Annotated in this window: 9 protein-coding genes; 7 read left to right on the forward strand and 2 right to left on the reverse strand. The window is 57.7% G+C overall.

The features are described from left to right. Positions 1-7: 7 nt before the first annotated feature. Complete coding sequence (locus AC0TOY_RS16100) at positions 8-907, reverse strand: hypothetical protein (protein ID WP_090418176.1); 900 nt, start codon at positions 905-907, stop codon at positions 8-10. Between the two features lie 11 nt (positions 908-918). Next, complete coding sequence (gene opgC, locus AC0TOY_RS16105; RefSeq protein ID WP_473722147.1) at positions 919-2,136, reverse strand: OpgC domain-containing protein; 1,218 nt, start codon at positions 2,134-2,136, stop codon at positions 919-921. A 280-nt stretch (positions 2,137-2,416) separates the two neighbouring features. Here opgC and AC0TOY_RS16110 point away from each other — a divergent pair, with 280 nt between their 5' ends. The 7 genes from AC0TOY_RS16110 to AC0TOY_RS16140 are packed head-to-tail and all read left to right on the forward strand — an operon-like array spanning position 2,417 to position 13,744. Beyond that, on the forward strand, positions 2,417-4,234 hold the full coding sequence (locus tag AC0TOY_RS16110; RefSeq protein WP_473722148.1) for a glycosyltransferase family 2 protein: 1,818 nt from the start codon (positions 2,417-2,419) through the stop codon (positions 4,232-4,234). After that, complete coding sequence (locus tag AC0TOY_RS16115) at positions 4,231-5,550, forward strand: DUF3131 domain-containing protein (RefSeq protein WP_090416882.1); 1,320 nt, start codon at positions 4,231-4,233, stop codon at positions 5,548-5,550. The genes AC0TOY_RS16110 and AC0TOY_RS16115 overlap by 4 nt, the downstream gene beginning before the upstream one ends. Further along, positions 5,547-7,094 carry a DUF3131 domain-containing protein gene (locus AC0TOY_RS16120; RefSeq protein WP_090416880.1) on the forward strand — a complete coding sequence of 516 codons (1,548 nt, stop codon included), beginning with the start codon at positions 5,547-5,549 and terminating at the stop codon, positions 7,092-7,094. Before AC0TOY_RS16115 ends, AC0TOY_RS16120 begins: the two co-directional genes overlap by 4 nt. After that, positions 7,079-8,473, forward strand: coding sequence for a DUF3131 domain-containing protein (locus AC0TOY_RS16125; RefSeq protein ID WP_473722149.1), 1,395 nt, complete (start codon positions 7,079-7,081; stop codon positions 8,471-8,473). Before AC0TOY_RS16120 ends, AC0TOY_RS16125 begins: the two co-directional genes overlap by 16 nt. Then, on the forward strand, positions 8,470-8,895 hold the full coding sequence (locus AC0TOY_RS16130) for a globin family protein (RefSeq protein ID WP_028013202.1): 426 nt from the start codon (positions 8,470-8,472) through the stop codon (positions 8,893-8,895). Before AC0TOY_RS16125 ends, AC0TOY_RS16130 begins: the two co-directional genes overlap by 4 nt. Positions 8,896-8,906: 11 nt before the next feature. After that, positions 8,907-11,573 carry a hybrid sensor histidine kinase/response regulator gene (locus AC0TOY_RS16135; RefSeq protein WP_407858571.1) on the forward strand — a complete coding sequence of 889 codons (2,667 nt, stop codon included), beginning with the start codon at positions 8,907-8,909 and terminating at the stop codon, positions 11,571-11,573. Continuing rightward, positions 11,573-13,744 carry a glycoside hydrolase family 2 protein gene (locus AC0TOY_RS16140; RefSeq protein ID WP_407860001.1) on the forward strand — a complete coding sequence of 724 codons (2,172 nt, stop codon included), beginning with the start codon at positions 11,573-11,575 and terminating at the stop codon, positions 13,742-13,744. Before AC0TOY_RS16135 ends, AC0TOY_RS16140 begins: the two co-directional genes overlap by 1 nt. The last annotated feature ends 35 nt before the right edge of the window (positions 13,745-13,779 follow it).

Below are 13,779 nucleotides of genomic sequence, written 5' to 3' on the forward strand. Positions count from 1 at the left end.
ATCCCTCCTATAGCGGTAAGAACCAGATGAGGCTCACGGTCCCTTCCCTGAATTTTGCGTTACCGTTGCCGTGCCCCGGATAGCGCGTCCCCGCATAGTTAGCGTACTGAACAGAGAACGATCCCGGCGTATAGCCCGCGTAGCCAAAGCTGTAGCTGTAATCGCCGTTCCAGGGCTGCTGCTGGCTGCTGTCCGGAAACCAGAATGCCGTCGCACGAACGAAGAAATGTTGTTTGAAGGTGTAGCCGCAGCCGCCCAGCATGACGTTTTTATTTTTGCGGATGTCATCGCTGCTGAGATCGTAGTAGCGCGGGACCCAGCTGTACCCGACCTGGCAAATAATGGAATCCCCTTTGTTTATCAGCAGCGAATTTTCTATCGGTTTGGGCAAGGAAAACTTATAGGCCAGCGTAAATGCACCCTGTTCGAAATAGGTATGTCTCCTGCTACCCGACGTCCAGAAGTGGTTATCGCCGTAGTTTCCGTAAACCAGACTAAACGTATTTGCATGCCAGTCGTCATAGCCGAAACTATAGCGAAAGTCCGCGGTGTAGCGGTTGGTATCCCTGACGGGCAGCCGGGATGTAATGTTGGCAAACCAGAAGCTGTACGGGGAATACTGAAGACTCAGATTCAGCGTCTGGTTAATTTTTTTCTCCTGCGCGGCGCTGTCCGAGCTATTGGGCACGCTCACCATCTGCTCTTTCAGCCCTGAACTGAAGCTCAGAGCCCCTGAAAATTTCTTGTCATTTCCCGAGAACAAACGCCCCCACCGGCTGGTAAACACGCCTGCCTGAACGGGTTCACCGTTCTTATCGCGCAGGGTTTCTTTATCATTGCTTTGTGCCGCCTCTGCGGCGGGGATCGCGGCGAGCAGCACGCCCGCCAGAAGCCATTTTTCGCGCATAACCGCCATCCTTAGTTAGGTATCCAGCGTGCGCCGACGTCGTATTTTGCCATCAGCCACAAAATACCCAGTGCCGCCGCATGCACTAACGTGTTCTCTATCCAGGCGTGACGCCATAAGTCGAAGGTGATGAACTGGCTCACCAGCAGCACTACGTACACATGCAAAATAAAGGTATAAAGCGAGTGCTGGCCTAGCGGGATCAGGAACCATCCCAGCAGGCGGTTGAGCGGCGTCCAGCAATATGTCAGCACCAGGTAGACGGTAACCATCAGGGCGATATCGTTTAGCACCCGCACCGGGCCCAGCCCATTCTTCGCCGCCCAGGTGTGATAAAAGGTATTGAAGCTATCAGGCGGAATCACATGCATCAGCAGCGCGGGGGGCATAAACGGGTTGGTATGGTTCTGTGCAACGAACCCCAGAATGAGCGCCACCATCACCAGCGCAACCACCACCACTTTACCTGCTGACGTGCGTGCGAAAGAGATCAGTTCGACTTTATACCAGCCGCTGACCATGCCCAGCACAAAGATGAACTGCCAGGCCAGCAGCGGAAAGGCAAATTCGAACTCCGACGGGGTCAGCCGAAGCGGCCACCTCTGCCACAGGCCGTACACCAGCAGCGACAGCCCTAACAGCCACCAGACTTTCCCTTTCTGCAACATCCCTAAAAAAAGGGGGCTAAAGAGCAGCAAAAAGATATACAGTCCCAGAATTTGCGTCTGATGGGGGCCGATCTGCAAATAGAGAATAATGTTGAACCAGGTCTCTTTAATCTGCGGCGTAACAGGATAAAGCGACCAGCTTTGCCCCGAAAAACGGTCGGTAAAATGGGTAACCTCGAAAATATTAATATGTGGGATATAGGCCAGAAGAATAAATGACACTATGACAATGATATTTACGCGATATATTTTCCACGCCCTGAGATAAAGCCCCCAGGAAACCGTGAGTAAAACCACTTTTTGCAGACGCGCGCGATTCAGCATTCCCAGCATAAACCCCGAGAGAATAACAAACCCTTCAGCACCTGTGGTCAACCCGAAGCGCTCCCAGGAGAATATATTAAATACCGACATTACCTCCGTATGCGCCACGACCATCATGACGAGGGCAATGCCGCGCATAAAGTCAATTCTCAGATCCCGGGCACCTGCAACAGCATAACGCCATGCTATTGATTTAGCGGCATCTTCTTGCGCGATGGACGGCGCAACATGGCTCATAGGGTGTCCTTTGCCTGAAAACGAACATTAAGGTCTAAATAAAGTAGATAGCCTAAAGGAATAGTAACTGCAATTTATCGGCGACAGATGAAACATATTAAGCAGAATTAAAGCTGAATTAACCCCTGCTACATATTAATAAAAACGCGGCTGGACACTTTTATTCGGCGTTCTACACTTATCTTAAATCTTGTTTAATCGCTATTTTCTTTCTCTTTTGGGCAACTGTCTGCGCAGCAGAATGGGTCTGCATTTTCACGGAATCAGGAACGCCGGAACTATGGATTTTTATTTTTCCCGTTTTGAACATCGTCGTCCTCCGGAGCCGTTAACAACACCGCGTTGGGTAATGATGACCTGGCAGGTGTTAGCGGTCGCGGCGCTTATTCTGGGCGCCAATTATATTTACTGGCGCTGGACCTCCTCCCTGAATACGGACGCGTTATGGTACGCCATACCGCTGGTTCTCGCCGAAACGCTGGCGTGGATCGGCACCGTGCTGTTTACCATCAATTTATGGAAAGAACAGGATCCTCCCCAGTGCCCGCCGCCTGGCGAAATTAACGAATGCCTGTCGCCAGAAGAGGCCGTAGAACCTCGTCCTGTAAAAGTGGATCTGTTCATTGCCACCTACTCGGAAGATACCGAACTGGTCAGGCTGTCCATTCGCGATGCCCTGAATATGGATTACCCATATCCGATTGACTACCGGATCCACGTGCTTGATGACGGCCGTCGCCCGGAGATGAAAACCGTTTGCGATGAGGAAGGCGTCAATTACATCAGTCGACAGACCAACATCGGCTTTAAGGCCGGTAATCTGCGTAATGGCCTTGAGCAAACTGACGGCGATTTTATTGTCATCTGCGACGCCGACACCCGGGTATTTCCCACCCTGCTCAGCCATACGCTGGGCTATTTCCGCGATCCGGACGTGGCCTGGGTGCAGACGCCGCAGTGGTTCTTCGATCTTCCGGAAGGTGAAAATTTGTCACGCTGGGGCCAGCGGAAAGCGGGAAAAGTGGGCTACGGTCTGGGCTGGCTGATTCAAAAGTGTGTTGGCCCGGTCACGATAGGCCGCGACCCGTTTTTTAACGATCCACGCATGTTCTATGACGTGATCCTGCGGCGGCGAAACTGGGCGAACGCGGCTTTCTGCTGCGGTGCGGCCTCCATCCACCGTCGCGAAGCGGTCATGCAGGCCGCGCTGCGCAGCTATGTCTGGTCCGTCGAAGAGGAGATCCATCGCCATACGCGCGATATTCGCGATGACGAAACGCGGGAAGCGCTGCAGGAGGCAATGCGCCCGCACGTAGCGTTTGACACTGAGCTAACGCCCTACAAATTCCACGTCTCGGAAGATATTTACACCTCGGTGCTGCTGCACGGTGACGCCGCGCGACGCTGGCGCTCGGTCATGCACCCGCGGGTGGAGTCGAAGATGCTCTCTCCGCAGGATATGCTGACCTGGATGATCCAGCGCTTTAAGTACGCCGCCGGCTCGCTGGATATTTTGTTCCATGACAACATCTTCAGCCGTCGCCGCTTCAGGCTTTCCCTACCCCAGACGCTGATGTATGCCACCACCTTCTGGTCGTACATGGCCTGCGTGTGGAACACGGTGTTTTTGATTTCACCCATAATTTATCTGTTCACAGGCATTCCGCCGGTATCCGCCTGGTCGACGCCGTTTTATCTCCACTTTCTCCCGTTTTTTATTTTCTCTGAACTGGCCTTTATGTTCGGGACATGGGGGATTTCGGCCTGGGACGGCAGGGCCTCCTACCTCTCCTTCTTTTCCATGAACCTGCGCGCGCTCAATACGGTGCTGCGGGGCGAGCAGATCAAATTTCACGTTACGCCAAAAGAGCGGCAGACGGGCCGCTTTCTCTACCTGGTGAAGCCGCAGATAGCCATCGTGGTGCTGACCCTGACAGGACTCGTCTGGGGCGGTATCCAGGTGGCGCGTGGACAGGTGGACGACCCCTCCGGCTACGTCATCAATATTTTCTGGGGAGGGGTGAACATCGCCGCCATGCTGCCGCTAATTTTCGCGGCCATGTGGACGCCCGCTGAAGAGGACGAGGTCACCCAATGAGGATACGTGATGCCCTGCTGCCCGCTCGCAGCTACCTCACCATTTTGCTCGGGTTCCTGCTCGGCTTTGCCATTGTGGTCTGGGTGGAGAAACAGATGCCCACGCGTGTGGAAAGCAGCGGCGGCATCGCGCTCAGTAAAGACTTCCCACCGCTGCCTGCGAAACGGGCGCTGACCTATGACGAAGCCATCTGGGCGCGGGTCGCCTGGCAATACTACGTGAATAATACCCAGCCAAACGGCCTGGCGAACGCCAGCGACGGTGAACCGTGGCTGAGTCTATGGAGCGTGGGGAGCTATCTGTTTGCGACTGCCGCCGCACAGCAGCTCAACATCATTTCCACCGATGAGTTTGACGAAAGGGTCAGCACGGCCCTGTTTACGCTGGGGCAGCTGCCGCTCAACGAGCGAGGCCTCCCTGCCGCGTATTACCATGCTGACACACTCAAGATTCTGGGCAAACCTGACGTCTCCGCAATCGGTCTGAGCAGGCTGCTGACGGCATTACAGACCCTGCTGTGGCGCTATCCGCAGCACGCGGCGGCCATCCGCGATTTGTTGAGCGTGTGGCGCACCGCGGCGCTGATTGAAAATAACACCCAAAGCCAGGCTTCGGTGCCGCTCCATCACTGGACGCTGACCGATGACGAACAGCGGGACAGCTTTGGCTATAGGCTCTATGCCAGCCATACGCTGCGCTTAATTGACAGCGCGGCAGGCCTCGCGGTGACCAACCCGCCTGAAGGGCAAAAGATGATCGATCTGGACGGCGTGATGGTGCCGGATGAAGGGCTACGCACGCCCTGGGGCAAGCAAACCTCCCTGATCAGTCTCCCCTATCTGTTAACCGGCCTTGAGCTGGGCTTTGACGCGCAGAGCGCTGAAATCGCGTGGCGGATTATGCAGATCCAACAGCGGCGTCATAGCCTGCGTACCCCAAAACCGCCGGTCAGCACGGATTATGCCGAACCGGCGCCGGATTATGTTAACGATCTGCCTAACAGGCAGCCGGTTCAGGCGCGCAACCTGCGCGACGAAGTGCCGGAGAAGGTGGCGATTACCTCCACACGCACCGCGTTTGCCTGGTACGCCCTGTTCCGCAACAGCTGGAGCGAAGCGCTGCGCCAGCAGGTTCTGCCGCTTCAGGTGCCGGGTAAAGGCTGGCAGCGCGGGTTAAATCTCAACAACAGCGTCAATGCCGTCGTAGACGCCGATACCAATGCCATTGTGCTGGAAAGTCTGTCTTACATCGCGCATGGCCAGATGCTCTGTCTGGCCTGCCTCTCCACTTCCCCCTCAGCAGGAGCAACGCCATGAAGCCACGATCCCCGATCCTTTTCCACCTGCTCACGGGAATAACGATCTGCTGGCTGGCCTTATCGACCGTGCGTGCGGACACCGAGCTTCCTGCATCAGGTTACTCCCCGCGTAGCGGCGAGCTGACCGCCCGAGAGATGACCATCGCGAAAAACGCCTGGCAGTATTTCGTCTCCAACTATCAGCCCACGACGGGCCTGGTGAATGCGGTCAACAAATACCCCTCCACCACCATGTGGGACAGCGCCTCCTATCTGGCCGCCCTGACGGCGGCGCGCGAGTTGGGGATCATTGATAAAGCGGAATTTGACCGCCGGATGCTAAAATTCCTCGCCACGTTAAACACCCTGGTACTGTTCCGCAACGAGCTGCCCAACAAGGCCTATAACACCATCAGCGGCCAGAAAGTGGACTACACCAACAAGCCCGGTGAAATTGGCTTCTCGGCGCTGGATATCGGGCGAATGCTGGTCTGGCTGAAAATCATCAAAGAGCGTTATCCGGAGTACGGCAACAGCATTGATAACGTGGTGCTCGGCTGGGATTTCAGCCACGCGATCGACCCCTGCGGCACGCTGTACGGCGCCTATCTGGAGAACGGCCAGCCGAAATATGTTCAGGAAGGTCGGCTGGGCTATGAAGAGTACGGCGCGGCCGGTTTCCAGCTGTGGGGGTTTAATACCTGTAAAGCCAGCCGTCCGCAGCCTTACGAGCTTGCCGAAATCTACTGCGTGCTGGTCCCGTACGATACACGCGACCCGCGCAACACGTCGCAGCATAACTACGTGGTGACGGAATCCTACCTGCTCTACGGGCTGGAGTTCGGCTTTGATAAACCGACCGACCGGGATAACGCCCCGCGCGACTACTCCCTGACGTGGATGAAAAACTTTGCTGACCGCGTTTATCAGGCTCAGGAGAACCGCTATACCATTACCGGCGTCCTCACCGCGCGATCTGAGCACCAGCTCGATAAAGCCCCTTACTTCGTCTATGACACCGTCTTCAGCGACGGGTACAACTGGAACACCATTACCGATAAAGGCCAGTTCGTCCCTAACGCTGCCGCGATATCGCTTAAGGCGGCGCTGGGCATGTGGGTGCTGTGGAACTCCCCCTATACCGACCGCCTGCTGAACACCATTGAGAATGCCAACGAAGAGGGAAAAGGCTACTACGAAGGGCTGTATGAAAACGGTGACGGGCCGATCAAGGAGTTCACCGCGAACAATAACGGCATCATGCTGGAGGCACTGCTGTTCAAAAAAGAGGGAAAACTGCTGGCCTTCAACACCGACAACCCGAAGAGCAAGGATTTTGCCCCATCGCTGTGGGATCAAAAGCTGCTCGATCAGTTTGAAGAGAACAACGCGCTGCGCAGTCGCCCGTTCCTGAGCAGCACGCCGGCCGTAAAAAGCTGGTGCGACCGGACCGGCGTCACGCAGCGTACCAAACCCGCCTGTCTGGCCTGTCAGTGCGCGTCATGCAACGTGGACGAGCCCGTTAAACTGCCACCGGTGACTGCGCAATGCTTAAAACCATAGCCAGAGGGCTCGCGGGATTACTCCTCGCAGGCGCGATCGTCTTTGCTCTGTTTGGCCATCAGGGAGCAGGCTGGCGCTGGCTCATCAACGGCGGCTGGCACTCCAGCGCGCGTATCTCTGCCCTGACGCCGGAAGAACAGAAATGGGCGGCAACCGCCTGGCGCTATTTCGTCAATAATACCCAGCCGCAAACGGGGCTGGTCAACGGGAGCGACAAACAGCCCCGCGTCACGCTCTGGCAAATGGGCGATACGCTTATCGCCCTGCTGGCGGCAAAAGAGCTGGGGCTAATTGATGACGCCCAGTATGACGCTCGTTTAACCCGTCTAATGGGCACCCTTAACCGCCTGACGCTGACCGAGGTCCGGACGCCGGGCCGGCTCTATTCCAGCCAGACGGCGGCGCCGATCGATTTTAGCGGCAACCCCGTCAAAAATGGCTGGTCCGCGCGCGACATGGCGCGTCTGATGCTCGCCCTGCGCCTCACCGCTGAGCGGGAGCCACAGTACAGTGAATACCTCGATAAAATTATCCTGCGCTGGAATTTCTGCCCGGTCATCGACGGTGAAGGCGAACTGTGGTCATCTTCGCTGCAAAATGGCCAGCCGGTGGTCCGGGAAGAGCTACGTCTGGGCGAGAGCGAATACGCCGCGACGGCGTTTCATCTATGGGGTTTTTCCCCGGATAAAGCGTTTACGCCGCCGATGAACCACGTCATCATCTCTCAACGGCGGCAGGCCGTGGATGCCCGGGATCCGCGCACCACGTGGCAGCCCTCCCTGATTACCACCCTTCCCTATATGCTGCCGGGCCTGGAGTTTGGCTGGGAGCCCGAAGGCGTTGCGGCCGATCTGCAAAAACGTCTGCGCAAGCAGGCAGAAAACGTCTGGCTAAGCCAGAAGACCCGCTGGGAGACCGATAAGATCCTGACGGCCAGGGCGGATTTCTCGCTCTCTCAGGCGCCCTGGCATATTCAGGATACCGTCTGGGGAAATGGCTATGCCTGGAACTCTGTCGGCGACGATGGCCGGGACTACACCCGTTTCGCGCAGGTATCGACCAAGGCAGTCTTTGCCCTGTGGGCCCTGTGGGACACCCCGTACACCGACGTGCTGATGACGGTTACAAAACACCTTAACGATCCGCAGAAAGGCTGGTACGAGGGCCGTCAGGAAGCCACGGGTGATACCAACGCTGCCTTAACCCTCTCAACCAATGCCACGGTTCTGGAAGCCCTTTTCTTTAAACACAACGCCGGGCCGCTGTTTGACGTGCGTCGATCGAAGAAAGAGAGCTATTTTTCACGCCGTCTGGCAGAGGAATACACGCCCATCGGGCACTGTCTACCGGGCGAAAGCACCCTAAGGAGGACGCCGTGAAGTTTTATCGCGATCTGTTTGAATCCAGCCTGAACCGCGTCTTTCCGAATAATGAAAAAACCGCGTTTTTTCAGACGTTCTATGACGCCTTCGTCCACATGTCACCCGAAACTGAAGCGCATTTTTCTCGTCTGCCGGATCGGGAAGGTCAGCAGACCCTGTTTAAAAGCTTCTTCGCCATGCTTGCGGTAGACGGCGCATTAATCGTGCCTGATTTTCTCGAACGCCTGGCGCGGGAGCAAAGCGACGACGGTCTCCACCTCCCCCCGCGATTTTTTGCCCTGTGGCGCGAAGCGATGTTGAACGCGGTGAGCCTGCGCGATCCGCAGTGCGACGATGAGATCCTGACGGCCTGGGCCATGGCGATCGCGCCCGGGCTGGAATACCTTCGCCGACAGGCAGAACTGCACTACCGCGCGTAGGGAGGATCACGATGAGCACATTCACGTACGATCTTAACGCGCTGCCGGCCGCCGTCATGATTTATGACCGCGGGGAACGCCTGCAGGCCTGGAATCACAACGTGGCCCTGTTTTATCCGGTCATAACCCCGTGGCTGAAGGTGGGGACGACCCTTGAGGCGCTGGCGGAACGCTTTATCGATGCCGTTTACAACGTCGACCCCGGCCTGCGTCAGACGCTGAGGGAGTCAGTGGTACGCAACTGTCGACAGGATAAACACTGCGAAGTGCGGCAGGCAGGCCAGCGGCGGATCTTCGTTCAGCATCAGCGGCTTTCGGACGGCGGTATTGTCAGCCTGCACAGCGATATTACGGAGCTGGATGAAGCGCAGCGCGCGCGCCACCAGCTGCATGACGACTTTCTGCTGACGGCGGAATCCATTCATATCGGGATCTGGGACTGGCAGGTTTCCGGCGACACGCTCCAGGTGAACGACACTCTGCTTGCTATGCTGGGCCAGTCGCGCACACAGTGGCGATATCCGGTGCGTTTTCTCCTCAATCAGGTCCACGAGGACGATCGCGCAGCGCTGCGCAAGGCGCTGCACGCTTCGAAGCAGGATCACCGTCCGGTCTTTGAATGTGAAATTCGCGTACATCATCCTACCGAAGGACTGCGCTGGATGCTGCTGTCAGGCCAGGTGGTCACGCTCTCCATTGAGGGAAACGCCGAGCGCGTGATTGGCACGCTGCAGGATATTACGCGGCGCAAAGAGGCTGAAATTCAGGCGTTCGCCTCGGCCCTTGAGGCACAAAAAGCCAATGAGGCAAAAAGCGCGTTCCTGGCGAATATGAGCCATGAAATTCGTACCCCGATGAACGGCATTATTGGCATGACCCAGCTGTGCCTGGATACGTCTCTCAGTGCCGATCAGCGCGATTACCTGACGCTGGTGATGAGTTCTGCCCAGTCTCTGCTGCATATCATCAACGATATTCTCGACTTTTCCCGTATCGAAGCCGGCAAAGTAGAGCTGGAGACGGACCCTGTGCCTGTCCGCCCCTTCATTCAGTCGCTTATTCGTCCGCACATGCCGGGGGCGAGCGAAAAAGGCATCGAGCTGCTGGTTGATATTGCGCCCGACGTTCCCGACGTGCTGCTGGTCGACGGCGCGCGACTGCGCCAAATCCTGACCAATCTGCTGGGCAACGCGCTGAAATTTACGCATCAGGGAGAAGTGATCCTGGTTGTTGAGCCCGACGATAGCGCGGATCGATGGCGTTTTCGCGTGCGCGACAGCGGCATTGGCATACCGACAGATAAGCAGAAGGCCATTTTTGAAGCCTTTAGCCAGGCGGATAACTCAACCACACGCCGCTATGGCGGTACGGGGCTCGGTCTAACCATCTCTGCGCGACTGGTTGCGGCGATGGGGGGCGAATTAACGGTCTCCAGCGAGCCGGGAAAAGGCAGCGAATTTTCGTTCTCGCTGCCGCTGGTGGCACAGACCCTGGCGCCTGGCGAGCGCCCACATAGCCATCGCTTTAACGGTGACTCCGTGCTGGTAGTTGATGATAACGAGACCAATCTGCGGCTGCTGGCAGCAATGCTCAGCCAGATGGGGCTGAAACCCACCTGCGTCAACAACGCCAGCGAGGCCATCACCCGGGTTAAAGCTGGAACAGTATGGCCGCTGATCCTGCTGGACGCACAGATGCCGGATATGGACGGCGTGTCTCTGGCCCTTGAGCTTTCAGTTCTGCCGCAGGTTGCTGAGAGCCATATCATCATGCTGAGCTCCATGAGCCGACATTTTGATATCAATATGCTGAAGCGGATCGGGATCAAGAACTATCTGCATAAGCCTATCGCCCAGGATGAATTACATCAGGCGATTGCCGCCGCGTTTGAACGTTCGCCGGCGCCCGTGGGTGAAAGCACGCCCGCGCCTGTCGCCTCGCCAGGGGCTACGGGACTGCGGATCCTGCTGGCAGAAGATAATCTGGTTAACCAGAAGGTCGCCGCGCGCCTGCTTGAGCGGCTCGGGCACACCTGTCAGATCGTCGATAATGGCGTCTCGCTGCTGGAACGCTGGCGCGCGGGCGCGTGGGACGTTCTGCTGATCGACCTTCAGATGCCAGAGATGGACGGTGAGACCGCCATTCGCCTGCTGCGTGAAGAAGAACGGTCCCGGCCTGGCCCGGCTCAGCCCACCGTCGCCATGACCGCACACGCCATGCAGGGGGACAAAGAGCGCTGTCTTAACATGGGTTTCGACGGCTACATTGCCAAACCCATCAGCCAGGAGCGTCTCGCTGAAGAGATTGCTCGCGTGCTTCAGCGCCACGAAGATTCCTCCGGTCTTCCGGATGAAGCTCGCCTGCTGAAGCAGTGCGCTGACGATCCCGCCCTGGTGCAGGAGCTGCTGGCCCTGTTTGGCGAAGGGCTGGAGGAGGCCATGAAGGCCATCACCCGAGCTATCGACAGCGACGACCGCGACGCGCTGCGCCGCGCGGCCCACAAGCTGCGGGGAGAAGCCGTCACCCTGGACTTCAGCACGCTCGCACAGCAGCTACAGGTGCTGGAAAGCGACGCTCATGCGCTGGATAGGCAACAGCTTGCAGCCCTGAATGAAAACCTTCGCCAGGAATCGCGGCGCCTGACGGCATGGCTCACCGCGCGCGGGGTAAACGCATGATGACTCGCAACTGCGCGCTGCTTCTTGCCCTGTTGGCCCCCCACACGGTGGCGAACTCTGCGCCGGTCAGCTGGTCTCTGGCTGGAGAATGGCAGGTTCAGGACGCAAATGACAGTGCGCATCCTGCTGCATCAGGCTGGCGCCCGCTTCAGGTTCCTGCCAACTGGTACAGCGCCGGGTACGATCACCAGGGCGCGCTGTGGTATAAGCACGCGTTTTCCCTGCCCGTGCAGCCCCCCGACGTAATGAGTACCCTGGTGTTTGACGGCGTCGATTACCTTGCAGAGGTGACGCTGAACGGCCAGCCGCTGGGCAAGCATGAGGGCTATTTTCAGCGCTTTTCGCTGGATGCCCGTTCGGCGTTACAACGTCACAACCAGCTCGTAGTCAGGGTCGACAGCCCTTACGAAGATCCCACTAAGGTCTGGCCGCTGCATAAAACGCTCATGAAGGGGATCCTTAACCAGCATGACACGCGTCCCGGTGGGGCCTGGTCGCCGCAAGGACAGGACGCCAACTCGGGCGGCATCTGGGCACCGGTCAGGCTGCATCTTAGCCGGGGCGCTACCCTTGATGAGACCATCCTGCGACCCGACTGGACGCAGGGGCTGACTCGTCCGGCGCTAAAGGCGGAGATACGCTATCGCGCGCTCGGTCAGGGCCCGGCGACCGTGCGGCTCACCGCCACGCCCGCCAATTTCAGCGGCAAGCGCTATCAGGCTGACTTTCCGGTTACCCTCGAAAGCGGCGCCCATTCCGTGCAGGTGACGCTGCCCATGCCGAAGGCAAAACTGTGGTGGCCGGTCGGCACGGGGAAACCGCACCTGTATACCATTCGCGTGGCATTGCGCGATGAAAACGGCCTGATGGACACGGCGGTGACCCGCACCGGGCTGCGCAAAATCGTTGAGCAGCCCGACAATAAAGGCTGGCTCATTAACGACAGACGCCTTTTTATTAAGGGCAGTAATTACATCGGTTCCCCCTGGCTCAGCACCATGACGCGAGAAAAATACCGTCGCGATCTTCGTCTGGTGGAGACCATGAACGCTAACGCCATACGCGTGCACGGACACGTTGCCGGGCGCGCGCTGTATGACGTTGCCGATGAGATGGGGATGATGATCTGGCAGGACGTCCCGCTGCAGTGGGGCTACGACAGCCGTGACGCCTTTACGAAAAACGCGGTTCGCCAGACGCGGGAGATGATCGAACAGTTTGGCAATTCCCCCGCCATCATCGTCTGGGGCGGGCATAACGAACCGCCGTGGAATTCGCCGTGGATGGAAAAACGCTTCCCGGACTGGAATAAAGATCTGAATCGCGAGCTCACGCAGCGGGTGGCGGACACGCTCGCCGAAGATACTTCCCGCATCGTGCATCGCTTTTCCGCCGTTGAGGAGCATTACTGGGCGGGCTGGTACTTCGGCACCGTGCGCGACCTGCTGACGCCGGCCAAAACGGGGATCATCACCGAGTTCGGCGCGCAGGCGCTTCCCCGCTTATCGACGCTAAAAACCATCATCCCGGCGGCGTCGCTCTGGCCAAAAACGACCGCCGCTGACGATCCCGGCTGGACCGTCTGGAAATACCATAATTTTCAGCCTTTCCAGACCTTTAAGTTTGCCGGTATTCCGCGCGGGAAGAACATTCAGGCGATGATTCGCAATACTCAGGCGTACCAGTCTCAGCTGGTGGCCACGGCGGCGGAAAGCTATCGCCGACAGCGATACCAGCCGGTGACGGCCCTGTTCCACTTCATGTTTGTAGAAACCTGGCCCTCCATCAACTGGGGCGTGGTGGACTACCTGCGTAAACCTAAAGCCGGGTTTTACGCGCTACAACGTGCGTACCAGCCTGTTCTGCCGTCCATTGAACCGGTCACTGCGCAGTGGCAATCCGGGGCGGCGGCGACCGTGCGTCTGTGGGCCATCAACGACACCTGGAAACCGTGCCGCGAATGCCGTCTGACCTGGCACATCACCCAGCGCGATAAGATGCTGGCAAAAGGCACGACGACGATGACGATCGCAGCAGACTCGGGAACGATGATTAAAACGCTGACGGCCACGCCCGCAGGCCAGGATGACGTGTCGATTCGGTTTACGATAAAAAACAGTGCGGGAAAAATTGTCGGCGAAAATCAGCGCACGGAGTCCGTCATAAAGTGAGCGAGGGGAAAAGGAAAATTGCCGCTTCCCCTGCT

It is taken from the genome of Enterobacter sp. PL_is379 (assembly GCF_055817355.1).